Source organism: Deltaproteobacteria bacterium, from assembly GCA_020848905.1.
GTDB lineage: Bacteria > Myxococcota_A > Polyangia.
The window spans coordinates 77,629-99,743 of sequence record JADLHG010000017.1; the positions used below are offsets into that span (position 1 = coordinate 77,629).

A 22,115-nucleotide genomic window follows, 5' to 3' on the forward strand; every position below is an offset into this window, starting at 1 on the left:
GCTTGCCTGTGCTAGCGGGCCGAGGAGGCACCGTTTCAGCATGCCCACGCATCGTCGAGTCTCTCTATTGTCCTATGGTGCGCTCTTGCTCGCTGCGGCCGGCGGATGCGGGGCGCGCAGTCTCACGGAGACCCCTGACGGCGGAGCCGCGGTGACCCGAGACGGCTCGGGGGCTACCGTGGACGGCCAGGCGGGGAGCGACGGCGGAGCGCGGCGGGTCGATTCCCGAGGCCCCGTTTCGTCAGGGACCTGCGTTGTCGGCGTGCACGTGGACGACTGCTGCACGCACGCCGTGCCGGTTCCGCTCTCTCGGCTGAGCACGGACCAGTGCCTCCTTCATTGGCCGCCCGCGAACGTGCCGCAGCCCTGCTTCGACAAGCGGCCGCCGAAGTGCGCGCTCGTGGACTGTGACTATGTGCCGCCCCCTTCCCGGCTCGCCGGGCCGCTCCCCGGGGGCGCAGGCTGCGCCTTCGTCGACGAGTGCCAGAAGCCGGCCGATTGCGTGATGGCCATCGACGCGCGGCACTGCTGCGCGTGCCCCCAAGCGGTGCCGGCCGCCCTCTTGAAGGTGAACCCCTGCATCGTCTCGCTGGAGACGAGCGCCTTCCCGCCGCCCGGGTGCAAGGATGCGTGCATCAACAAAGGGGAGACCTGCGGCGCTTGCCCGCCGGTCGACCGGAGTCAGCTCGCCTGCGCCCGATCGGGAACGGATACCCTACGCCGCTGCTATGCCGGAACGCCGCCGCCGGGGGGCGGTCCGGAAATCTGACCGCCGAACCTCACCTGCGAATGATCCCTCGGCTCGCGCCCCGCAGCACCTCCTTGCCGGCCTGATTGCGGCAAACCACCTCCAGCTCGACGTCGAAGCGATCCGGCGCGGGGTCCGCGCGCAGCACGACCAGCTCCGCTTCGATGGTGTCGCCCGTAAAGACGGGGCGCAAAAACTCGAAGCGCATCTCTCGCGCGAGGTAGTGCAGCTCGCCGCCGAGCTGCGTGGGGAGCGCGGCCACGAGGAGCCCGTGGACCATCACGCGCCCTTCGGGGTCGGCCTGCACGTGATGCCGGCCCGTGTCCAGGGTCAGCTCGGCGAAGGCTGCCACCTCGGCAGCGGTATAGGTACGGCGGGTGGCGAGGCGCTCTCCGGCGGCGATGGGTCGTGACATGGCGCGATCATAGCGCGCGCTCTCGACGGCGGTCGAGCTTTGGACTAATGTCGCCGCTCACACCGAGGAGGTGCACCGATGGCAAACCTCAAGGGCAAGACCCTATTCATCACGGGCGCGAGCCGCGGCATTGGCCTGGCCATCGCGCTCCGCGCGGCGCGCGACGGCGCGAACATCGTGGTGGCGGCCAAGACCGCCGAGCCGAACCCCAAGCTGCCGGGGACGATCTATACCGCCGCGCAGGAGATCGAGGCCGCGGGGGGCCGGGCGCTCCCCTGCGTGGTGGACATTCGCAACGAAGAGCAGGTCCAGGACGCGGTGGCCAAGGCGGTCGCGACCTTCGGGGGGATCGACATCCTCGTGAACAACGCGAGCGCGATCAGCCTCACCGGCACGTTGCAGACGCCGATGAAGCGCTACGATCTGATGCATCAGATCAACACGCGCGGCACCTTCCTCTGCTCGCAGGTCTGCCTGCCGCACCTCCTCAAGGCCGCGAACCCGCATATCCTGAACCTCTCGCCCCCCCTCTCGATGAAGGCGCGCTGGTTCGGGCCCCACGTGGCGTACACGATGGCCAAGTACGGCATGAGCATGTGCGTGCTCGGGATGGCCGAGGAGTTCAAGAGCCAGGGGGTGGCCGTCAACGCGCTCTGGCCGCGCACGGCCATCGCGACCGCGGCGGTGATGAACCTGCTCGGCGGAGAGGCCACGATGAAGTCGAGCCGCAAGCCGGAGATCATGGGGGACGCGGCGCACGTCATCCTCACGCGGTCGTCGCGCGAGTGCACGGGGAACTTCTTCATCGACGATGAGATCCTCGCGTCGGCGGGGGTGAAGGACCTGGACGCGTACGCCTTCGAGCCGGGGGCTCAGCTCCTGCAGGACTTCTTCATCGACTGATCTCGTCGGCCAGCATGGCTGCAACCCCCGCCCGCGTGTCGCGCGGGCGCCAGCCGAGCTCCCGCCGGGCACGCTCGCTCGAGAAACGACGGCTGAGCGGCAGCGGGAAGGGCAGGGTGAGCCAGGGGTGGTGGCCGCGCGCCTCGCGAAAGGCCTTCACCAGGCTCCAGACGGTCTGGCCCTCGGGGGCGAGGTTGTACGCGCGGCCGATCGACGCGGGGGTCTCGAGGGCCAGGACCACGCCCTCCGCCACGTCGCCGGCGTAGACGAAGGGGAACTCGAGCAGCGCCGGGACGACCGTGACGGGCCAGCGCGCGAGGCGTTCGAGCCAGGGCGAGATGTTCGGGTCGCCGGCGCCGTAGATCCCCGACGGACGAATGGTGGTCAGCGTGAGGCCGAGCTCCCCCGCGAGCCGCCACGCGGATTCCTCGCTGAGCGCCTTCGACAGCGCGTAGACGCGGTTCGGCAGGCGACGGTCCTCGGCGCGCCAGGTGGGCGCGTCCTCGTCTACGAGGCCGGAGAAGCTGCTGCGATAGACCGCTACGGAGGAGACGTGCACCACGCGCGTGACGGCAGCGCGGGCGGCGGCGCGCAGCACGTTCTCCGTCCCCTGGACGTTCGTCCGCGCGTAGTCGTCCCAGCGATAGTTCGTGAGCGAGAAGAGGGCGGCGTTGCTCACCAGGGCGTCGGCGCCCCGGAGCGCCTCGGTGAGCGCCTCGGGCTCGAGGAGGTCGGCGCGGCGTAGCTCGACACCGGCGGCCTCGAGCGCCGCACCACGTTCGGGGCGACGCACCACGGCGACGACCTGCGCCCCGCGCGCGGCGAGGCAGCTCGCGATGTGACGACCGAGAAAGCCGGTGGCGCCGGTGACGGCGATGCGGCGCCCGGCGAGCGGACTGGGCTGTGCGGTGGTCATGGGTTCTTCAGGAGCTCGAGCTTGCCGCCGAGGATGGCGCGGGCGACCACGACCTGGTGGATCTCGTCGGGGCCGTCGGCGATGCGAGCCGCACGCGCGTGGCGGTACCAGCTCGCGAAGGGGAGGTCCTCGCTATAACCGAGCGCCCCGTGGAGCTGGATCGCGTCGTCGAGCACCTGGCAGAGCGTGCGGGCCACGTGGGTCTTGGTCATCGAGGAATAGGCGCGGGCCTGCTCCTTCTCGCCGCGCTCGAGCAGCCACGCGCAGTGAAACGTCATGAGGTTTCCGGAGTGGATGGCGAGCGCGCTGTCGGCCACGAGCCGCTGCACGAGCTGGTGCTTCTCGAGCGGCTGACCGAAGCTCTTCCGTCGGCCGAGGTAGTCGCGGCAGAGGGAGAGCGCGCGCTCGGCGAGCCCGAGCCAGCGCATGCAGTGGGTCAGGCGGGCCGGGACGAGGCGCGCCTGGGCGAGGGCGAAACCGTCGCCCACGCCGCCCAGCACGGCCTCCGGTCCGACGCGCACGTCGGAGAAGAGGAGCTCGGCCTCGCGATGCGCCAGGAGCGCTTCCCCCATGGTCGGGACGTCGCGCACGTGCACCACGCCCTCGGCGTGCCGGTCCACGAGAAACATCGTGGCGCCGCGACGCCGGTCCTCGCTGGTGCGCGCGAGGACGATCAGAAACGCGGCCTTCCCGGCGCCGGTGGCGAACCACTTGTGGCCGCGCAGGCGGAAGCCGTCTCCGTCGGGCTCGGCCCGCGTGAGGAGGTTCTGGTGGTCGGCCCCCGCCCCGGGAGCCGGTTCGGTCATGCAGAAGGCGCTCGTGATCTCGCCCGCGCAGAGGGGCTTCAGGTAGCGGCTCTGCGCCGCGGGGCTCCCCGCGAGGAGGAGCAGCTCCATGTTCCCCTGATCGGGGGCGTCGCAGTTGAAGACGCGTGGCCCGACGAGCGAGCGACCCATCTCGCGGAAGAGCACGCACATGCCCATCACGCCGAGGCCGAGGCCGCCGAAGTCGGGGGGGAGGTGCGGGGTGAAGAGCCCGGCCGAACGGGCCTGCTGCTGCAGGCCGAGCAGCGTGCGCGCCTCTCCGCGGCGGTCCTCGGCGAGGATCGCCGCCTCGGCCGGGAGCACCTCCGCCTCCATGAAGTCGCGGACTCGGGTGCGGAGGGCGGAGAGCTCGGGGGAGAGGTCGAAGTCCATGGCGCGTCCTATCGGTGTTCTACGCGAGGTCTTGGGAGAGGTCGAAACGCGGATTCGTCGCGGCCAGCTCGGCGGCGAGGACGCGCTCGAGGGCGCTCGCGGCCTCGGTGAAGGCTGGCTCGTCGTCGAAGCGTCCGGCGGCGAGCTCCGTGGCGAGCTGTGCCGTGAGCTCGCGGAGCGTCTGCTGTCGCGCGCTGCGCGGTCGGCCGGCATCGCTCTCGGCGCGCTGCGCGTGCTCCGGGAGGAGCGCGCCGAGCGCGGCGAGCTCCGTGCTGTCGAGCGCCTCTTCTGCGACGAACTCGGCGGCCACGCCGCGGCAGAGGCTGGCGGCGACGAGCAGGCGGAAGCCAACGCGCGGGTCGCTGACCGTGCCGCGCACCTCCTCCTCGAGAAAGCGCGCCACGGCGGCCAGGATCGTCGGGGCGTCGGGTCGGTCACGCATGGGCTGCTCCCTGAGGGCCCGCGAAGGGGCCCTTGCCGATCAGGCGCAGGGCCTCGTACTCCATCTCGCTGCTCCGCCGCGCCACGGCGAGGAGCTCGAGGTCTCGCTCTTCGCCGCCGAGGTACCGCTCCCCCTGGTAGGCCGACCCCGCGGCCCAGCGCACGTTGCCGAGCACCTCCCAGTAGTGGAGGGTGGCTCGGTCGAGACCTCTCCCGCTCGCCGCTTCGTAGGCGGCGTAGAAACTCTCGCGGTCCGAGAAGCCGCCTACCGGGCGTCGGAGCTCGCCGAAGCGCCAGTCCCTGAGCGCGATCCAGGCCAGGTCCTCTCCGGGGCTACCGAAGTGAGCGAACTCCCAGTCCAGGATGGCGCTCAGGCCCTTCGGCGTGACGAGGAAATTGCCGGTGCGGAAGTCCCCGTGGACGAGCACGACGGGACCCGGCGCCGGTCGGTGCGCCTCGAGCCAGCGCAAGGCGAGCAGAAGGGCCGGTCGGTGCGTCGGCAGTCCGGCGAGAAGGCTCCTCACGCCGTCGAGCGCGGCGGTCACGGGATCCTCCTCGGCGCCGCGGAGTCGCCGGGCGAGCGCGGGGGCGGAGCCGGGGGTGATGGAGTGGATGCGGGCCAGCTCTCGCGCGAGCTCATCGCCGAGGCCCACGCGCGCGGCGGCCAGGGCCGGGCTCGCAACGACCTTGCGTCCGACCGCCTCTCCCTCGGCGAACGCGAGAAAGTAGGCCTTCGCGCCCGGCCGCACGAGCCCGGGGGCCAGCCAGCGCACCTCGGGGGTCTTCACCCTCGCCGCGACGGCCGCGCGGATCACCTCCGCCTCGGCGTCGCGGTCCAGGCTGAAGGGGAGCGAGCGCGCCGCGTCGCTGCGGAGCACGAGGCGCTCGCGAGGAGCATCGTCCGCGCCGCCGAGCCGCAGCTCCACGAGCAGGTTCTCCTGGCACGCGCCGCCCGGCAGCGGGCGCAGGCCCGTCACCTCCACGACGGCTCCATGCGCCTCGCGCAGGAAGGCCTCGATGCGCGCGCGCAGGGCCTCGCCGTCGTCGGGGGTCGAGGGCCCGGCGCTCATTTCACCGGCCGCAGCAGGTTCGGGGATGGAGGTTCCTTGCAGCTCGGGTCGTCGGGGCGCAGCGTGAGGAGCTGGGTGGCGCTCACCCGGCTGCACCCCTTCTCCGCGCTCCAGGCCACCTGGACGGGGACCGTCATGCGAATCGCCGCGGCGCTGCCCGTGTTCGTCGGGGTCTGCACCGCGGCGGAGGCCGTGGCGCCGGGGGCGGCGGTCCCTTCGGGCACGACCTCGACTGCGACGATGAAGCGCGAGCCCTTCACGTCCATCACCCGGTAGCGCGCCGTCACCTGCTGGCTCAGGCCCGCGGCGCCGAGCGTGGCGTGCACCTCGCAGTCGAGGGCGATGGCGCTGATCATGCGTCGCCGATGTTCCGGCGGCACCTGGTCCTTCAGGTCCACGCGCACGAGGGGGCTCGGGATCTGTCCCGGGCCGGAGCTGCACGCGAGCGGAAGGAGCGCGAGGAGCAAGCGGCGCGTCATGGTCCCGAGGCTACCGCCGGGGCGTGTGCGAGTCGAGCCTTGCATGCGGGAACAGCCTTGCATGCGGCCTGGCCGCGCCAGAGTCCGGCGGCGCCGCAGACCCGAGCGCGAGGCTAGGGGTTTCCCTAGAGCGGAACGTCCACCGGGGTGGCGCTTTCGGTGCCGGCGCCCATCTTGCCGTTGCCGAGCTGTCCGGCTTCGTTGTCGCCCCAGCACTTCGCCGCGGCGCCCACTACCGCGCAGGTGTGGCGGTAGCCGCAGTCGATCTGGGTCACGCCGGAGCCGAGGCCCTGCACGTCGACCGGCGACGTCGAGCTGGCGGTCGTCACCGAGGGGGCGCCGAGCTGCTTGCGCGCGTTGTCGCCCCAGCACTTCGCCGCGCCGGCCACGACGGCGCAGGTGTGGCCCTCGCCCGCGGAGAGCGCGGTGACGTTGGCACCGAGACCGACGACGTCGACCGGAGTCGGGCTGTCGGTGGTGGACCCGTCGCCGAGCTGGCCGAGGTCGTTCTTCCCCCAGCACTTCACGGCGCCGCCGGCGAGCGCGCAGGTGTGAAAGGTGCCCGCGACGATCGCGGTCACGCCCGCGAGGGCCGGACCGTCGACGGGCGTGATCTTGCCCGGGCCGGCGCTCCCGAGCTGTCCGTAGTCGTTGTTGCCCCAGCACTTGATCGCGCCCGAGACGATCGCGCAGGAGTGCAGTCCCCCGGCGGCGATCGCGGTCACGCCAACCGACAGGGCCGGCACGCGCTGCGGCGTCTCCTTCGGCTGATTCGACGGTCCGCCCGTGCCGAGCTTCCCCTGCTCGTTGCTCCCCCAGCACCAGGCCTTCTGATCCGCCGCCGCGCAGGTGTGATCGTCGGCGGCCGAGATCGCCGTGGTCTTCGCCAGCCCGATGAAGGTGGGGAGGTTGGTCTGGATGCCGCCGGCGCCCACCTGCCCCTGCGCGCTCCGTCCCCAGCACCAGGCCTCGCCGCCGCCGAGGATCGCGCACGTGTGGTCGGCCCCCGCTGACAGCGCGACGGCCCCCGCCATCGTCGGCTTCGTGACCGTCGGTTGCAGCAGCTTGATCGGGGTCGCCACGCCCGCCTGCTGATAGGCATTTGCTCCCCAGCACTTCACGGTCCCCGCCACGACCGCGCAGCTATGGTGCTGGCCCGCGGCCACGAGCGTCACGCCGCCGCAGCCCGTGCCGCAGCCGCCATCCCCACCCACGCCCCCGTCGCGGCCGCCGTCGCGTGCCGAGCCGTCGGGCTCGCGGGGGCGGATCGCTGGGTCGTCCACGCACTCGAACCCAGAGTCGTCAGCGATCGCGATGACCGTTCCGCGGGTGCAGCTCGGAATCGTCGTATAACGCGTGCATCGAGTTTGGCAATCCGTCATTCGCCGACGGAAGGGGTCGGCGCGCGGCGTGCGCGAGTCGAGCGCAGAACAGGGCGACGCCTCCACACAGGTCGCTTCGCAGCTCAGCTTTGCACCGAGATCGTCGTCGCACCCCTCCATTTGCTGACCGGTACGCCCGAAGGGGTACCTCTTGTTCGTGCCGGGGTAGCACGCCTCAAACCTTCTCTGCGCGCGCTCCTCGGCCACGTAGCACGTGCCGTACGCCTTGTAATCGCAGCTAGGGGGATCGCAGCCGACGAACATCCGCGCCGCGAGCACGACCACGACCACGACCGCCAGAACGCTCCACTTCATCCTCATCGCATCGTCCTCACCGTCGGTGAACAAGACCAAACTTCCGTGCGTGAGGCAAGCGCACGCGTGGCCTGTCGGGGGGGAGAGATGACCGGGTTCAGGGCGCTGCGAGGGCCCAGCACCTACAGCATGTAGCGCACGCCGGGGAGCTTCTCGAAGGCCTGGTAGGCCTCGTCGAGCTCCTTGCCGCTCGCCACGGGCACGCCGAAGGTGACGGAGGTGTACTTGCCTTGCGCGCTCGGCCGCTCGACCAGGATCACGTTCGGATGGCCGAGGGCGGCGAGGACTCCGCGGATGGCGTCGCAGAGCCCGTCGGTGTGGCCGATGACCTTGAACATGTAGCTCTGAGGAAACTCGAGTAGCTCTTCAAAGCGTTCGGCGCGGGGAAGTTTGGCGAGTCGCTGGGCTTCGCGCTCGTAGGGCGACACCATCCGGGGCTCCTCTGACATCCATTCTGATGATAGCACGCGGCCTCCTCGGGACCATGACAGCCATGTCAGGGGCCTCGCGGACCGGACAGGAATGCCGTGCTTCGAGCCGTCCCAGAGGGGTCCCGCGAGCTGCCCGCGGCGCGCGAGCGCAGGTCATTCACAAGTGCGATCCAATCGTTCGGGAGCGCACGAGTTCCGGCACTCGGGTTGCAACTCCTCTTCGCCGACGACGAGGAGGCACGCATGAAACGGTTCCACGCAGTCCAGGTCGCTTCGGTCCTTCGGCAGACGCTCGGTGCAGCGGTGCTCGCTGCGCTGGCGGGGTGCGGCGCGGCCAGCAGCGTCGAGGTCGCCCCGGGGGAGCCCCCCACGACCGACACGCGCACCGGGGAGGCGCCGCGGATCGAGGAGTCCGATCTCTACCGCCACGAGGGGTCGTGGCTCTACGTGCAGAACCCGCAGACGGGGCTGAACGTCCTCGACCTGAGCACCCCGGCCGCGCCGCGCCTCGTGGGTCGCGCCGCCGTCGTGGGCGCTGCGGGCGAGCTGTATGTGCGCAAGGGGCACGCCATCGTGCTGCTCAAGAGCCCCACGGCCGCCTGCCGCCTCCCGGCGCGCTGCAACGCCGGCGGCTGGCGCGCTGGGGCCGAGGTGGCGATGGTGGACGTGGCGGACGCGGCGCGGCCGCGGGTGGTGGACCGCTACTGCATTCCCGGGCAGCTCGTGGCGAGCCGCGTGGTGAACGACACGCTCTTTCTCGTCACCAACCAGAGCACCGGCGGCTCGCGGGCCTACGCGCTCGACATCGCCGATCCGGCCCAGGCCGCGGTGCGGCAGCAGCTCGACTTCCCGTCGGCGAGCAAGGAGATCCTGGTCACCGGCGAGGCGATCATCGTGGCCGGTCCGGCGAAGGTCGCGGCCGCGAGCTGCCCCTCCGGGCTGCGCTGTGCGAGCGCGACCCAGACCGAGGTGCAGTACGTGCAGATCGTCGCCGAGACGGGCGAGATGATCCCGCGCGGCCGTCTCGCCGTGCCGGGCGAACCGCAGGGGCGCTTTCACATGGACCTCTACGGGCACCTCTTTCGCGTGGTCACCTACGACCCGCTCAGCCGCTCGAGCCGCCTGAGCGTGATCGACGTGAGCGCGCCGGACAGCCTGCGCCTCGTCGGACGCCTCGACCGCATCGGCCCGGGGGAGCGGCTCTACGCCACGCGCTTCGCGGGGGAGACGGCCTACGTCGTGACCTACCGGCAGACTGACCCGCTCTGGGTCATCTCGCTGCGCGAGCCGGCGCGCCCGCGCCTGGTGGGAGAGCTGCACGTGCCGGGCTGGAGCGACTTCATCTTCCCCTACGGCGACCGGCTGCTCTGCGTGGGGCGCGGGGATCGCGGCGTGGGCTTGCAGGTCTCGCTCTTCGACGTGAGCGACCCGACGGAGCCTCGCACCATCGATCAGGTGCAGCTCGGCGGGAGCGGCACCACCTCCGAGGCCAACCTGGACCACCGGGCGGTGAGCCTCCTAGAGCGCGAAGGCGAGCTGCCCCTCATCGTCGTGCCCTACGCCACGCGGGCGACCGGGAGCTGCGGTTCGCAGAGCTACGTGCAGGTGATCGACGTCCTCGGCAGCGGGCTGCGGCTGCGCGGTCGCGCCGGGCAACGCGGTCCGGTGCGCCGCACCTTCCGCGTCGAGGAGAGCCTGCTCTCCGTCTCCGACTACGAGGTCCTCTCGCTCGACCTGCGGGACCGCGACGCGCTCCCCGTGCAGGGAGCGGTGGTGGTGGGCAACCAGCTCTCCGCGGGGGCGACGGCGGCGGGGTGCCAGGGGCTCTCGGACGACTGGAACGACGTGCCTCCCTCGGACGGGACGCTGCCCGAATGGCAGGCGAGAAAGGGCGCGAGCTCCCGCATGCGCTACGGCTGCGAGGTGGCTGGCTCCGCCGACGAACTGCCCCGAGAGCTGCCGTTCCTGCCGATCGCGCTCGCGCTGCTCATCTGGCGCCGCGGGTCACGGCGAACCCGGGAGGGTCGGGCGTCCTGACCGGACCCTTACCCTTCCCCGGCCTCCGCCTCTCCCTTCAGGGTGGCGAGACCTCCGGCCCCTTCCGGGCGGGCGGCCCGGTCCAGTGACCCCAGCCGCTCGCCAGCATCGCTTAATAGATAGATATTACTAGCATATTCGATCCGTTCGGACTGGCCGACGTCTTGCATCCACTCGGGGTACCTGACCGGAGGATCCTCATGCAGCCGCGCTCGCATCGCGTCGCCGTGCTTCTGTTGTCTGCGGCCCTGGCGGCGGGGACGCCCGCGCGAGCCGCGAAGCAGGACGGTCCGCGTGCTCAGCTCAACAAGCTCGCGGACGCCTATCAGGGTGTGTTGCGACGCATGCAGACGCGACCGGCCGTTGGCCCTCGCGCCAGCGCCATCCAGCTCGCTGCCGTCAAGCGTTACGAGGCGAAGCTCGCCGGGATCGACCCCGGCCAGCTGGACGCGCAGGGGCGCATCACCTACCGGGTCCTCAAGACCGAGCTCGCGGCTCGTCGCGAGTCCCTGGCTCACGGGATGACGACGGACCTCTTCGGGCAGCTCGGCGAGGAGCGTTTCTCGCTGACCGCCGTCTCCGACGGACTCTCGTACATCGATCGCTCTACCGTTGCCGGGTGGAAGACGACCCTTGGCCTGCTCAAGCGGGCTCCCTTCGTGGTCAACGGGTACATCGCGCTGCAGGAGAAGGCGCTGGCGCAGGGCTTCGCGGGGCCGGCCCCCGCGGTGGAAACCATGATCGAGAGCGTCGGCACGCTCGTCACGCGCGACCGCAGCACAAATCCCTTCCTCGGACTCGAGCGAGAGTTCGTGAAGACCTTCGGCGGCGAGAAGAAGGTCCGGGCGAGCGCCGAGCTCTCTGCCCTTCGCGCCGAGCTGCGCACGGTGGTCACGACGCAGGTCCTGCCGAGCCATCGCAAGCTCCACGAGTATCTGCAGGAGCGCGTGCTCCCGCGGGCGTCGGAGCTGAAGGCCGAGACCCGGCGACCGGGCTATCGCGACGCCTATCTTCGCCACCTGAAGATGCACCTCGGAGCGCAGCACCCCACGCCTGAGGCGCTGGGGGCTCGCGGACGCGAGGAGGTCGCGATGCTCAGGCGCGAGCTCTGGCAGACCCTGCAGAAGGTTGGGCCCCTGGTACCGAGGGAGCTCCAGAAGGGCGCGCGCTCCTTCGAGGCGCGCATGGAGGCTCTGCGGGCGGATCCGGCCAACAGCTTTCAGACGAAGGAGGAGCTCCTGACGGCCGCGGCGGAGGCGATCAGCGGTAGCCGCCGCTTCGCGCGCGGGGTGGCGCCCCTTCCCGCGGGCGAGCTGCCCGTCGAGAAGATGCCGGCGGCCTACGAGCCGTTCCTGTCCGCGGCGGTGGTGCAGCGTCCGGGGCCGGGGGGAAAGATCGGCCAGGTGCTGATGATCAATACGAGCGATCTCAGCGCCTGGTCCAGGATGGACCTCAAGGCCTTCCTGGCGCACGAGGGATTCCCCGGCCACGCCCAGGCCGGCTTCATCGCGGCCAAGCAGAAGGGGCTTCCCAAGTTCCGCCGGAAGGCGGCGAAGACGGACTACGACGAGGGCTGGGCGCTCTACTCGGAGTTCCTGCTCAACGAGCGAAAGCAGTACACGCCGCAGGAGAAGGTCGGCTATCTGGTGAGCCAGCTCTGGCGGGCGGCCCGGCTGGTCGTGGATACGGGCCTGCACACGGGTACCATGACCCCGGAGCAGGCCACGCGGTACTTCATGAAGAACGCCTTCGCCTCGAGGGAGGTGGCCGAGGCCGAGATCAAGCGCTACATCACGTACCCTGGTCAGGCGCTGGCGTACTACCACGGCATGTTGCAGATCCTGGATCTCCGGTCGGAGGTCCAGAAGCTCCTCGGCAGCGGCTACGACGAGCGCGCCTTCCACACCAAGTTCCTGAGCCTGGGCTCGGTGCCGCTCGAGGAGGCTCGACGCGCCGTGCTCGCCTGGGCCAACCGCCGCAAGGCGCAGCTCGCCCGCGGCAACCGCTGAGCGCGCCGCCGCGCATGCTCGCGCTCGTTTCGTAGCACCCCGCACGCGCCGGTTCGGCGCCGACTCAACGCTGGATGGTCCGAAACTCCTCCGCGGACTGCCGTGAGCGGCCCGCGCGACGGGAGCGCCCGGCCGCGTAGTTACCGTCGCCCGCTCTCGGGCTCGCGCCTTGCACGGCGGCGCCGCGAAACGACGGGAACCGGCCCAGAGAAGCCGCGTCCCGTCTTCGCGGCGGGACGGGTGCGTCCCCGAGGAGAAAGCCATGTCAACGTTACGTCGATCGCTTCGCGTGGGCGCCTGCGCCGCGGTGCTGGCCGGTGCAGGCTGGGCCGCGGGCTGTGGCGACGGGGGCCGGGAGGAGGTCTGGCAAGCCCACCCGAGCCAGGCGGCGAGCCGGCCCTGTCTCACCGGGGCCGCCGCCGAGCAGTTGGTGCACGCGCTCTACGGGGCGTTCTTCGACCGCGCCGCCGACCCGGGGGCGCTCGTGCAGCGCCGACGCCAGCTCGTCGAGGCGTCGCGCGACGCCGGGTCGCTCCGTCAGACGATCCGCGCCACGGTGGCGGAGCTCGCCAACTCGGGCGAGTTCCGGCTGCGCCAGACCACCGACCTGGGCGGCCGCCCGCTCGACTGGCGGTACGCGGACAACGGGGCCTTCGTCAGGGCGTGGACGCGCGTCCCGGCCGTCGCCCCCTTTCCGTGGCCTGCGAGCTGCGGCTCCGCCCCGCGTGGCGCCTTCCCCTACGAGACGATCCCCTTCGAGGGTCCGGTTCCGCCGAGCGAGGCCACCGTGCGCTGGCTGCGCGAGATCGTGCGCGAGTGGGTCCCCGCGCTGAGCCCGCGCCTCGACTTCGCCGTCGGTAGCACCGAGTACTGGCTCGCGGCCTCGGCGGAGTACCTGCTCGCCGAGGAGGCCGCCCTGGGTACGCCGCGCCGCGGAGAGTGGCGCTCCGACGCGCACGTGCGCTGGGCGCTCGTCGCCACCGACGTGTACGACCGGGCGCACCCGGCGGACTGGAGCCGCCGCTTCTTCATCGACCAGCTCTACCGGCGACTCCTCTCGCGGGCCCCCGATCCCGAGGGCGGGCTGACGCTGCTCTACCTCTACCAGGGGCTCAGTGCGCTCGAGATCCCGGCGCAGACGATTCGCGTCGAGCTGGCGAAGATGATCTACTGGAGCCAGGAGTTCCGGCGTCACCCCTTCTGGAGCACCAAGGACTGGGGCTATCGCCGGAGGAACCTCGTCCTCCCCGGCGGCGTGCGCTTCGAGGAGGTCCACCCGCACTGGGCCACGGTCTTCTTCACGCAGCTCGGGGACGGCTTCCATCGCGCCTGGACCGCGTTCTTCGACTCGGGGATCCATCGCGACGTGGGACGTACGGTGGGGGAGGCGATTCAGGCCATGCTCGACGAGATCGGGCGCGACCGGGGGAAGTAGCCCTCACGGGGCGCGGCAGAACCCACCCTCGCAGCGACTGCTCTGGCACTGGGAGCCGTTATCGCAGGTGTGCCCCTCGAGCCGCAGCTCGCCCTCGAGGTTCTCGGTGAGCACCACGGTCTCATCCTGCCAGGGGTACAACGCGTCGCCCACCTTCGCCACGCAGTGGACGTCGGCCTCGGTGACGTGTCCTGCGCCCCAGCTCTGCGGCGGCTTCGAGGCGTCGTAGGGGGTGGTCATGATGGTCGGCCCGCTGCCGATCCAGTCGTGCTCGAGGCCGTAGGTGTGCCCCGCTTCGTGGAGCACCACGTCGCTGAGCGCGCGCTCCGGGTCCCTCGTCGTGGAATAGAAGGAGTCGCTGTAGACGAAGCCCACGTTGGCGTGGTGACGGTCTCCGCAGTCGAGGGGTGCCCGGCCAATCACGAGGCTCGTCGGGTCCTTCTCGATCATCTCTCGCGCGCCGCCGACGACGATCATCGTGTAGGGAGGCGTGCAGCCCGCGCTGTCCGCTGCGGGCCGCGTGGTGACGACCTCCACGCCGAAGGGCTGCATGAGCTGGGACACCCGCGTGCGGACGGCCTCCGCCACCTCGGCGCGGGTGCGAGCGGGCTTGTGCCACAGCCACAGGAAGTTGCTCTCGCGGAAGGCGTCGAAGTGGCCCGGGTCGAACGCGGGGACCTGCAGCGGCGTGCTGTCGTGCAGGGTCTTGACCATGTACGAGACGTCGAGCGCCGCGTCGTCGGTGTCGCCGGGCGCGAGGCGCGGCCCGTCGAAGTTCAGGTAGAGCACCCGGCGGTCGTCACAGCTCGTGGTGGGCCCCTGCGCGGGCAGCGGCGAGAGCACGAAGTCGATCACGGGGGCGGGGCGGCTCTGCCGGCCGTGCGCGGCGCGGTCGGCGGAGGGGCTCTCCTCGTCGGGGCCCACCTCCATCACGCAGGACGTACACAGCAAGGCCAGCAGAACCGAGGCAAGTCGCATGATGGCGGAACCCCTCCGTGGGGCGGCCCTGGTTCAAGATCCTTGCCAGATTGGCCCGACCACTGCTCGGGTTTCGTCTTTCGTCAACGCTTTGTAGATATTGCTATTTTTGTCGCTCGCGGTTCCTGCTCGAGGAGGGGACGTGGCGAGTTGCGGCCGCGGGGGGAGGCGACTGCGGTTGGCCGTGGCTCACCGGCTGGCCGGTGCCGCGTCGTCGACGGGGGCTCTCGACCGGTCCGGCCCCGGGACTACCCGGTCCGCGAGAAGGTACAGACGATGCGACACGTGCGCAGCGCTGCCGCCAGCCGCACGTTGGCGGCCCGTCCGTAGGTCGCGACGTGCCGCCTACATGCGGAGCACGCGGGGAGCGATGGGCCTTCGGGCAGGGCGAATACCAGCGTTGGCTCCGCAGCCCACCCGAGGAGGCTCCCCACCAGCTCGGCCGCGGCGTCGAGCGCGTGCCGGTGCACCTCGTGCTGGGCTTCGCGTCGGAGCTTCAGGGCACGGTGGCGGCGTTCGTAGACCCGCGCGTCGAGCCCTTGGCGCAGATCCCGGCGCAGGGCCCGCCGGAGAGCATAGAACTGGGCGTCGTCGAGGGGTGCCCTGGCGGAGAGGGCCCCCTCCGCCTGGCGTACGAGCGCCGCGAAGCGCACCTCCAGCTTCTCGCCGTGGCGGTCGAGAAGCCCGCGCACCGCCGCGCGCGATCGTGCGACGAGCGACTCGTCCTCGAATATCTCGACCAGCAGCGCCTCGGCCGAGCTCTGGCCTAGAGCGGATAGGCCGCCGCCCGCGTCCGCGTAACCGCCGCGCTGGGGCCCCCGCAGCGCTAGCACCGGGAGGTGACGACGGGCAGACGCGCTCGCATACGGCTCGATCATCGTCACGATGAGCTCGGTGCGGGTGGCCGCGACGACCCCGATGAGCGGAATCCCCTCGTGGCAAAGGTGCAGGCGCGTGGTGCAGGTCATCGTTCCCTCCTCGGGGCTGGCTGGGGCACCCGTCGTGTGCGGGTTGCCGGGCGGTCCTCGGTCCAGGTACCTACCGCCGCTCTGGATGACCTCTTCAGTCTAGCGGCGGCAGGGTGTCGCGCAAGACGCGTGGGGCGGGCGTGTATACTCCTTCTGCACACCCACATGGCCCCCCTTCCGCTCCTCCTCGTCCTCGGTTCGGCGCTCCTGCACGCCCTCTGGAACCACCTGCTCAAGGGGCATCCCACCCCCGAGCAGATGGTGGCGCCGGTGATCGTCCTGGCCACGCTCCTGTCGTTCGCGGTGGCTCTGGCGCAGGGGGCGCTCTCCCTCCCTCCCGGCGCGCTTCCCTTCACGCTCCTCGCCGGGCTCGGCGAAGGGGCCTACTTCGCCACCCTGGCCCGCGCGCTGGCCCTCAGCCCCCTCGGCCAGGTCTACGCCCTCTCGCGTGGGGGAGCGCTCCTGCTCGTCTGGCCGGTCTCGCTGCTCTGGCTCGGGGAGCCGCTCTCTCTCGTTTCGCTCGCGGGCGCCGGCGGCCTCGCGGGCGGCCTGGTCCTCTGCAGCTTCGAGCGCGGTCGTGGCCCCCGCGTCGGACGGGGCCTGCTCTTCGCGGCCGCGAGTGCCGTCGCGATCGCCGGCTATCACCTCTGTTACAAGCAGGCGCTCGGGCTGGGCGCTCCCCCGGCGCTGGTCTTCTCGCTCTCGTTGACGCTCGGGGTGTGCGTCCCGATCTACCGGCTGGCGCGCCCCCGGGCCCGCGTCTTTCTCGAGGTCGTGCGCGGCGCCCCCTTCCGCATCGCGCTGGCCGGCCTCTCGTGCGGCGGCTCGTTTCTGCTGCTGCTCACGGCGCTCGCGTCGTCGGGGGCGGGGGCGGTGGTCACCCTGCGCAATACCTCAGTGCTCTACGCGCAGCTCTTCGCCCTCGTGGGCGGGGAACGCCCCTCCCGCCGGCAGTGGCTCGGGGTGCTGCTCGTGGCCGCGGGCGCGGTAACGCTCGGCGTCGGCGGGCGTTGAGGCGGGCCTCGAGTCAAGGCGCTCAGCCGGGCCCTGAGTTACGGCGCTGCCGTGGCCCGCACCTGGTAACGGCCGTCCGCCTCGATGGAGACTCGCGGCACGCGTCGCTGCGCCTCGAACTGGCGGTACGCGGGGGCCAGGCTCTCCCAGAAGGCGAGGAGCCGGGCGTCGCGTCCCGCCTCCCTCGCGAGCGCCGTCATCCCCTCGCGGTCCATGCGCCGCGGAAAGATGTGCACCGCGATCCCTCCCTGGGCCTGGCGACGGTGCTGCACGGCGATGTCGAAGAGCTCCTCGGCGGGGCCGTCCTCGATCGGCAGGCACCCGATGGTCACGCACTTGCCGTGAATGTAGATCTCGCCCCCCAGCCTCCGGGCCGTCGAACGCAGCCGGTCGGCGCGGTTCGGGTAGTCGATCCCGAGCGAACGATGGAAGCGGCTCCGCGGATTGTAGGCCGTGATGCGGTAGAATCCTTCCGGCACCTGCCCGTCGCCCTCCGCGGCTTTGGGCCCGAGACGCCCCGAGCGCGCGCAGATGGCATAGCGTTTCACGAGCTGCAGCGGCTCCCCGGCGCCGCCGGCCCAGAGCTCGAGCTCGCCCTCGTGCTTGAAGGCGCGCAGGTACACGACGGCGGCCGGGTACGGAAGCCGCGCCCGTTCGAACACCTTCTGCGGCGGCTCCTTGACCGGCGCGGTGCAGCTCCCGTGCCGTGGCAAGGCAAGAACGGCGCACACGATCGCAGTGGCCACGCGCACCAGCATGAGTTCCTCCCTGGCAGTGCCGGGAGGTAGGAACGCGCGAGGCGGGTAAGCGGTCTACGGCGCGCCGCGGAGCTGCTCGCTGCCGGCGGGCTTCGCGTGCGACGTGCGAGGTGCGACGTGCGACGTGCGTCACACGTCGAGCGCCCCAGACTACGGCTCCTCGACGTCCCCTAGGGCCTCGCGAACGCGGGCCAGGAGCTGCACCGGCGCGACGGGCTTCCGCACGAGCATGGCGCCGGGGTGGAGCATGCCGTGTCGCGTGATGGCATCCTCCGCGTAGCCCGACATGAAGAGCACCTTCAGGTCCGGTCGTACCGCGGTGAGCGCCTGCGCCAGCTCCGGTCCGCTCCCGTGCGGCATCACGACGTCGGTGAGCAGCAGGTGAATCGCTTCGGTGCGCTCCGCCGCTAGGCGCAATGCCGCGTCGCTGCTCGCGGCGTCGAGCACGACGTAGCCGGCCTCGGCGAGGATGCGCACCACGAGCCTGCGCACCCGATCCTCGTCCTCCACGACGAGCACGACCTCTCCGCGCCCCAGGAGGTCGGGCACGGCGAGGGGCTTCGGCGCCTCGAGCGCCTCCATCGTGGCGGGCAGCGAGATCCGGAAGGCGCTCCCGCTTCCGGGCTCGCTCTGCACGTGGACCAGGCCGCCGCTCTGCTCGACGATGCCGAGCACCGTCGCGAGCCCGAGCCCGGTCCCCTTGCCCCGCTCCTTGGTCGTGAAGAAGGGGTCGAAGATGCGCGCCTTCACCTCGGGGGACATGCCGATTCCGGTGTCCGTGAGGGCGAGCTGGACGTACGGGCCCGGCGTGGCCTTCGGGTGGTCAGCGACGGACTTCTCGTCGAACGCCACGTTGCGCGTCTCGATCGTCAGCGTTCCCCCCGTGGGCATGGCGTCGCGCGCGTTCACGACCAGATTCAGCAGCACCTGGTCGAGCTGGCCCGCATCGGCCTTCGCGTGGTGGAGCTCCCGCGCGAGGTTCAGCTCGAGCTGGATGTCCTCTCCCAGAATGCGTCGAAGCATCTTCTCCGCGTCGCGCACGATGCCGTTAAGACTCAGCACGCGCGGCTCCAGGATCTGCTTGCGGCCGAAGGCCAGAAGCTGCTGGGTGAGCTGCGCTGCCCGCTGGGCGGCTCGCTGTATCTCCTTCATGTCGGAGGAGAGCTGCTGGTTCGCGGAGGCGTTGCGGAGCGCCATGCTCGAGTACGAGAGGATCACCGTGAGGAGGTTGTTGAAGTCGTGTGCGACGCCGCCCGCGAGGCGTCCGATGGCTTCCATACGCTGAACCTGCTGGACCTGCTCCTGCAGGCGCCATTGCTCGGTCACGTCCCGGATCATGTTCGCGGCGTAGCGCACCTCGCCTTGTGCGTCGTAGATCGGGAAGAACATCATCTCGACCGCGACCCGGCGTCCCTCGGTGACGTGGACCTGAGTCAGCTCTCGGGGATCGAACCAGAAGGGCGGGATGCTGATCGTCTCGCCGCGGAAGGCGCGCGCCGTGAGGCGGGCCTGCTCGGCGTGGGGGCCGTCCAGCTCGCGCAGGACGTTGAACTCGGGCGGAGGCTCGACGCCGAAGAGGTCCACGAAGGCCCGGTTGACGAACAGACAGTGTCCGTTCGCGTGGAACACCTGCATCGCGAAGGGGGAGAGGGCGAAGAACGCGGCCAAGGTCTCGAGCGGGTCCTCGATCCCTGCGAGCTTCTGCCGCGCCGCCGCCACCGCTTCGCCCAAGCTCGGACGAGAGGGCTCGCTCATGTCGCGCTCAGGATAGCAGGCAGGGACCCCGGGAGGCCACGGTGAGTGTCCCGCCGCGTGCGGAGGAAGACGAAGGGGTTACGCCCGTCCCTGGCGATACGAGGCCGGGGTCATGCCGGTCCACCGGCGGAAGGCCCGGTGGAAGGCGCTCGGCTCGGAGAAGCCGAGGAGGAAGGCCACCTCCGCGATGGGGAGGCGGCGGTCGCCGACGTAGCTGCGGGCGAGGTGCGACCGCGTCTCGTCGAGCAGCGCGCGGAAGGTGGTGCCCTCCTCGTGCAGCCGGCGGCGGAGGGTGCGCTCGCTCACCGCCATGCGCTTGGCGAGCTCGGGCAGGCTGGGGATCTCGTGCGGCAGCGCCTCGGCTACAGCGCGTCGCGCCTGTTCGAGGAGCGACGTCGTGGCCGGGGCCTTGCGTGCGAGCGCGTCGTTTGCCAGGCCGCGCAGGAACATGCCGAGCTGCTCGTCGGCGCGCGGCAGGGCCGTGGCGAGCTGCTCGTGCGAGAAGCGCAGGTGGATCGTCGGCTGCCCGAAGCGCACCTGCACGCCGAAGAAGGCGTCGTGTCCCGAGGTGTCCTCGGGGCCGGGGTGCGTGAAGCAGACCTCGAGCGGGATCAGGTTCTGCTGCGTGACGAGCCGCACGCTGTGGAGCAGCTCGGCGAGCGTGGACTCGGCGGTGCAGCGCAGGCCCGGCCGGTCGGGGAAGGGGGTCCGGTAGATGACCTCCATCCGCCCGTCCTCTCGCAGCTCGAGCGCCGGGTCGTCGGTCCACAGGCGCAGATAGCGCGTGACCAGCCGGAGCGTGTCCCCGAGGTTCGCGCAGTTCATGCACACGAACCCCACGAGGCCGTAGTCGCCCGGCTGAAACCGCGTGGCCGGCTGAAGGGCGACGTCCGGCCGCGGGCAACCGGCGATCACGGCTTCCCACAGGGCGTGGAGCATCGGCAGCGGCACGCGGGCGTCGGCGTCGTCGCACACGCTGGCGTCGAAGCCCGTCGCGGCGCAGAGCGCCTCGGACGGAATTCCGAGCTCGCTGGCCGTGACCAGCAGCTTCTTCAGCGCACCGCTAGAGATCGTGGGAACGCTGGATGCCATGCGGGATGTCGTCGACGGTAGCAAAACCGAGCCCAGCTCGACAAGCGGCGGGGCGTCTTGAGGTGCAGGGGGATGCGATACAGGGGTCGGGGCCATGGGACCTGCTCACCTTGGCCGGGCTGCCGCACCGGCCTCCGAGGGGGCCTTGGCCCGGACAGACCATCCCCCCGCTGGTGCCGCCGCCTGCCGCAGCTTCAGCCCTTGTCGATCGGCTGCAATGTTTGTAGTCCCACTATGGACGACATCCCCCTTCAGATCCTTGACCGAAACGGCCAATGGGTTGGCGAAATTGGCCAGACCACTTGGCTTTCCGGTGCTGAATCGCAACGTTCGTTGGTTACCGAATCGGCCAACACGCGTTGTATGACACGCCGCGTGAGCGGAGCGCGTCAAGGCCTCCGTCGAAAAGACGGGCGGCGTCGTCGAGGATCGCGTCCAGCTCGGGGATGCCCTCTACCGCGTAGATCGCCTTGCGAAGCTGCGCGGCGCCGGGCCACTCGCGCAGGTACCAGGCGGCGAACTTGCGCATCTCGATCACCGCGCGCGTCTCGCCTTCGATCTCCAGGTAGAGCCCGAGGTGGCGGCGGTACATGCCCAGCCTCTCGGTCGGCGTGGGGAGAGCCGGGATCGGCTGCCCCTCCCACCAGGCGCGCACCCGCGAGAAGAGCCACGGGTCGCCGCAGGCCGCGCGACCGATCATCACCCCGTCGGCGCCCGTGACCTCGAGCGCTCGTTCGAGCGACGGCAGATCGACGATGTCGCCGTTCGCGATGACCGGCACGGCCACGGCCTGCTTCACGCGGCGGATGCTCTCCAGGTCCACCGTGCCGCCGAAGCGCTGCTCGCGCGTCCGGCCGTGCACCGTGACGGCCACGGCCCCCGCGTCCACCACGCGCGCGGCCAGCTCGGGGGCGTTCTTGCTCGCCTCGTCCCAGCCGGTGCGCATCTTCACCGTCACGTCGGCGCGCTCGCCGACGCCCTCCCGCACGGCGTGGACGAGCTCCACCGCCAGGGTGGGTTCGCGCATCAGCGCGGCGCCGCACGAGCCCTTGGTCACCTTCTTCGCGGGGCAGCCCATGTTGATGTCCACGAGCGGGGCGCCGAGGCCCACGACCAGCGCGGCGGCGCGTCGCATCTCGTTCGGGTCGCGCCCGAAGATCTGGACGCTGTAGGGCCGGTCGTCGCGGCTCGCGGTGAGCTTGCGCACCATCTTGGGGCGACGCGCGGCCAGCGCCGGTGCGGCGAGGAATTCGGTGACGGTGAGTCCGCACCCCGCTTCCTCGGCCAGCGTGCGCATCGGGAGATTCGTGAGCGCGGCCATGGGGGCCTGCAGCACCGGGGGCCAGACGCGCACCCGCCCGAGCTGCAGGGCGGGAGGCCGCGTGGCGGCGGGCTGCGATGGGGTCGGCGCGTGCGCCAGCCGGGAGTCCGTCATGCGCGGCATTCTGATGAAAGCGGCGCGACGGGGCAAGGGCCGCCGCACCGCGGGCCGCGCGAAAGGGGTCTCACCGACGCAGGCCAGCGCGTCGAGGTGGTCCACCTCTCTCGACAGCGGGCCGCTTGATGGGTAGCATCCCGCCGCCATCAACATCTTAGGAGGCACGGAATGCGAAAGCTGCGTGGATGTGTGTTGCTGACGTTTGTGGTGGCCGCCTGGGCGGGCTGCGACGACGCCGGCACGACCAAGGCGGACTCCGGCGGGACGACCACCGCGGACAGCGGCGGAACGGTCACCGACGGTGGGGCGAGCGGCGGCGACAAGGGCGCGACCGA

Annotated in this window: 21 protein-coding genes and 1 riboswitch; of the genes, 7 read left to right on the forward strand and 14 right to left on the reverse strand. The window is 71.2% G+C overall.

The genetic code is table 11. From position 1 onward, the window contains the following. The first annotated feature begins 151 nt into the window (after positions 1-151). Positions 152-769 carry a hypothetical protein gene (locus IT371_07955; protein ID MCC6747574.1) on the forward strand — a complete coding sequence of 206 codons (618 nt, stop codon included), beginning with the start codon at positions 152-154 and terminating at the stop codon, positions 767-769. 10 nt (positions 770-779) lie between these two features. Here the strand turns inward: IT371_07955 and IT371_07960 are convergent, their stop codons facing one another. Further along, positions 780-1,163: an enoyl-CoA hydratase gene (locus tag IT371_07960; protein MCC6747575.1), complete on the reverse strand. Its 384-nt coding sequence runs from the start codon at positions 1,161-1,163 to the stop codon at positions 780-782. Between the two features lie 78 nt (positions 1,164-1,241). Here IT371_07960 and IT371_07965 point away from each other — a divergent pair, with 78 nt between their 5' ends. Continuing rightward, positions 1,242-2,066: an NAD(P)-dependent oxidoreductase gene (locus IT371_07965; GenBank protein ID MCC6747576.1), complete on the forward strand. Its 825-nt coding sequence runs from the start codon at positions 1,242-1,244 to the stop codon at positions 2,064-2,066. Here IT371_07965 and IT371_07970 read toward each other — a convergent pair. The 7 genes from IT371_07970 to IT371_08000 form a co-directional block, all read right to left on the reverse strand. Beyond that, positions 2,056-2,982 (reverse strand): SDR family NAD(P)-dependent oxidoreductase, encoded by a 927-nt coding sequence (locus IT371_07970; protein ID MCC6747577.1) that lies wholly within the window; start codon positions 2,980-2,982, stop codon positions 2,056-2,058. The genes IT371_07965 and IT371_07970 overlap by 11 nt on opposite strands. Further along, on the reverse strand, positions 2,979-4,178 hold the full coding sequence (locus IT371_07975; protein ID MCC6747578.1) for an acyl-CoA dehydrogenase family protein: 1,200 nt from the start codon (positions 4,176-4,178) through the stop codon (positions 2,979-2,981). The genes IT371_07970 and IT371_07975 overlap by 4 nt, the downstream gene beginning before the upstream one ends. Positions 4,179-4,197: 19 nt before the next feature. Further along, positions 4,198-4,620, reverse strand: a complete 423-nt coding sequence (locus IT371_07980) for a hypothetical protein (GenBank protein ID MCC6747579.1) — start codon at positions 4,618-4,620, stop codon at positions 4,198-4,200. Further along, a complete protein-coding gene (locus IT371_07985) occupies positions 4,613-5,689 on the reverse strand; it encodes a phosphotransferase family protein (GenBank protein MCC6747580.1) in 1,077 nt (358 codons plus the stop codon). Before IT371_07985 ends, IT371_07980 begins: the two co-directional genes overlap by 8 nt. Further along, a complete protein-coding gene (locus tag IT371_07990; GenBank protein ID MCC6747581.1) occupies positions 5,686-6,168 on the reverse strand; it encodes a hypothetical protein in 483 nt (160 codons plus the stop codon). The genes IT371_07985 and IT371_07990 overlap by 4 nt, the downstream gene beginning before the upstream one ends. A 125-nt stretch (positions 6,169-6,293) precedes the next feature. Beyond that, positions 6,294-7,871, reverse strand: coding sequence for a hypothetical protein (locus tag IT371_07995; GenBank protein MCC6747582.1), 1,578 nt, complete (start codon positions 7,869-7,871; stop codon positions 6,294-6,296). 116 nt (positions 7,872-7,987) lie between these two features. Further along, a complete protein-coding gene (locus tag IT371_08000; GenBank protein ID MCC6747583.1) occupies positions 7,988-8,296 on the reverse strand; it encodes a DUF493 domain-containing protein in 309 nt (102 codons plus the stop codon). 243 nt (positions 8,297-8,539) lie between these two features. Here IT371_08000 and IT371_08005 point away from each other — a divergent pair, with 243 nt between their 5' ends. The 3 genes from IT371_08005 (at position 8,540) to IT371_08015 (ending at position 13,777) form a co-directional block, all read left to right on the forward strand. Next, on the forward strand, positions 8,540-10,333 hold the full coding sequence (locus tag IT371_08005) for a beta-propeller domain-containing protein (protein ID MCC6747584.1): 1,794 nt from the start codon (positions 8,540-8,542) through the stop codon (positions 10,331-10,333). A 200-nt stretch (positions 10,334-10,533) separates the two neighbouring features. Next, entirely contained in the window at positions 10,534-12,342 is a 1,809-nt protein-coding gene (locus IT371_08010; protein MCC6747585.1) for a DUF885 domain-containing protein, read from the forward strand. Positions 12,343-12,604: 262 nt separating this feature from the next. After that, complete coding sequence (locus IT371_08015) at positions 12,605-13,777, forward strand: hypothetical protein (protein ID MCC6747586.1); 1,173 nt, start codon at positions 12,605-12,607, stop codon at positions 13,775-13,777. Between the two features lie 3 nt (positions 13,778-13,780). Here the strand turns inward: IT371_08015 and IT371_08020 are convergent, their stop codons facing one another. Next, on the reverse strand, positions 13,781-14,755 hold the full coding sequence (locus IT371_08020; protein MCC6747587.1) for a hypothetical protein: 975 nt from the start codon (positions 14,753-14,755) through the stop codon (positions 13,781-13,783). A 248-nt stretch (positions 14,756-15,003) separates the two neighbouring features. After that, entirely contained in the window at positions 15,004-15,723 is a 720-nt protein-coding gene (locus IT371_08025; protein ID MCC6747588.1) for a hypothetical protein, read from the reverse strand. Next, a riboswitch (SAM riboswitch) is annotated at positions 15,717-15,815 on the reverse strand. Its footprint overlaps the gene before it by 7 nt. Before the next feature lie 73 nt (positions 15,816-15,888). Here IT371_08025 and IT371_08030 point away from each other — a divergent pair. After that, positions 15,889-16,737: an EamA family transporter gene (locus tag IT371_08030; GenBank protein MCC6747589.1), complete on the forward strand. Its 849-nt coding sequence runs from the start codon at positions 15,889-15,891 to the stop codon at positions 16,735-16,737. Between the two features lie 38 nt (positions 16,738-16,775). On the opposite strand, the gene IT371_08035 is transcribed toward IT371_08030, so the two are convergent. The 4 genes from IT371_08035 to dusB form a co-directional block, all read right to left on the reverse strand. Continuing rightward, positions 16,776-17,495, reverse strand: coding sequence for a hypothetical protein (locus IT371_08035; protein ID MCC6747590.1), 720 nt, complete (start codon positions 17,493-17,495; stop codon positions 16,776-16,778). A 150-nt stretch (positions 17,496-17,645) separates the two neighbouring features. Further along, the gene (locus IT371_08040) at positions 17,646-19,250 is read right to left on the reverse strand and encodes a response regulator (protein MCC6747591.1); all 1,605 of its coding nucleotides are present in this window, start codon (positions 19,248-19,250) and stop codon (positions 17,646-17,648) included. Between the two features lie 78 nt (positions 19,251-19,328). Continuing rightward, positions 19,329-20,342, reverse strand: a complete 1,014-nt coding sequence (locus IT371_08045; GenBank protein MCC6747592.1) for an AraC family transcriptional regulator — start codon at positions 20,340-20,342, stop codon at positions 19,329-19,331. A 337-nt stretch (positions 20,343-20,679) separates the two neighbouring features. After that, positions 20,680-21,777 carry a tRNA dihydrouridine synthase DusB gene (gene dusB, locus IT371_08050; GenBank protein MCC6747593.1) on the reverse strand — a complete coding sequence of 366 codons (1,098 nt, stop codon included), beginning with the start codon at positions 21,775-21,777 and terminating at the stop codon, positions 20,680-20,682. Positions 21,778-21,948: 171 nt separating this feature from the next. Here dusB and IT371_08055 point away from each other — a divergent pair. Further along, a partial coding sequence (locus IT371_08055; protein ID MCC6747594.1) for a hypothetical protein occupies positions 21,949-22,115 on the forward strand: 167 nt, incomplete at its 3' end.

Excerpts from the sequence above, each read along its gene's own strand:
- IT371_07960 (MCC6747575.1), bottom strand. The coding sequence starts at position 1,163 with ATGTCACGACCCATCGCCGCCGGAGAGCGCCTCGCCACCCGCCGTACC.
- IT371_07965 (MCC6747576.1), top strand. The coding sequence starts at position 1,242 with ATGGCAAACCTCAAGGGCAAGACCCTATTCATCACGGGCGCGAGCCGC.
- IT371_07970 (MCC6747577.1), bottom strand. The coding sequence starts at position 2,982 with ATGACCACCGCACAGCCCAGTCCGCTCGCCGGGCGCCGCATCGCCGTC.
- IT371_07975 (MCC6747578.1), bottom strand. The coding sequence starts at position 4,178 with ATGGACTTCGACCTCTCCCCCGAGCTCTCCGCCCTCCGCACCCGAGTC.
- IT371_07980 (MCC6747579.1), bottom strand. The coding sequence starts at position 4,620 with ATGCGTGACCGACCCGACGCCCCGACGATCCTGGCCGCCGTGGCGCGC.
- IT371_07985 (MCC6747580.1), bottom strand. The coding sequence starts at position 5,689 with ATGAGCGCCGGGCCCTCGACCCCCGACGACGGCGAGGCCCTGCGCGCG.
- IT371_07990 (MCC6747581.1), bottom strand. The coding sequence starts at position 6,168 with ATGACGCGCCGCTTGCTCCTCGCGCTCCTTCCGCTCGCGTGCAGCTCC.
- IT371_07995 (MCC6747582.1), bottom strand. The coding sequence starts at position 7,871 with ATGAGGATGAAGTGGAGCGTTCTGGCGGTCGTGGTCGTGGTCGTGCTC.
- IT371_08000 (MCC6747583.1), bottom strand. The coding sequence starts at position 8,296 with ATGGTGTCGCCCTACGAGCGCGAAGCCCAGCGACTCGCCAAACTTCCC.
- IT371_08005 (MCC6747584.1), top strand. The coding sequence starts at position 8,540 with ATGAAACGGTTCCACGCAGTCCAGGTCGCTTCGGTCCTTCGGCAGACG.
- IT371_08010 (MCC6747585.1), top strand. The coding sequence starts at position 10,534 with ATGCAGCCGCGCTCGCATCGCGTCGCCGTGCTTCTGTTGTCTGCGGCC.
- IT371_08015 (MCC6747586.1), top strand. The coding sequence starts at position 12,605 with ATGTCAACGTTACGTCGATCGCTTCGCGTGGGCGCCTGCGCCGCGGTG.
- IT371_08020 (MCC6747587.1), bottom strand. The coding sequence starts at position 14,755 with ATGCGACTTGCCTCGGTTCTGCTGGCCTTGCTGTGTACGTCCTGCGTG.
- IT371_08025 (MCC6747588.1), bottom strand. The coding sequence starts at position 15,723 with ATGACCTGCACCACGCGCCTGCACCTTTGCCACGAGGGGATTCCGCTC.
- IT371_08030 (MCC6747589.1), top strand. The coding sequence starts at position 15,889 with ATGGCCCCCCTTCCGCTCCTCCTCGTCCTCGGTTCGGCGCTCCTGCAC.
- IT371_08035 (MCC6747590.1), bottom strand. The coding sequence starts at position 17,495 with ATGCTGGTGCGCGTGGCCACTGCGATCGTGTGCGCCGTTCTTGCCTTG.
- IT371_08040 (MCC6747591.1), bottom strand. The coding sequence starts at position 19,250 with ATGAGCGAGCCCTCTCGTCCGAGCTTGGGCGAAGCGGTGGCGGCGGCG.
- IT371_08045 (MCC6747592.1), bottom strand. The coding sequence starts at position 20,342 with ATGGCATCCAGCGTTCCCACGATCTCTAGCGGTGCGCTGAAGAAGCTG.
- dusB (MCC6747593.1), bottom strand. The coding sequence starts at position 21,777 with ATGACGGACTCCCGGCTGGCGCACGCGCCGACCCCATCGCAGCCCGCC.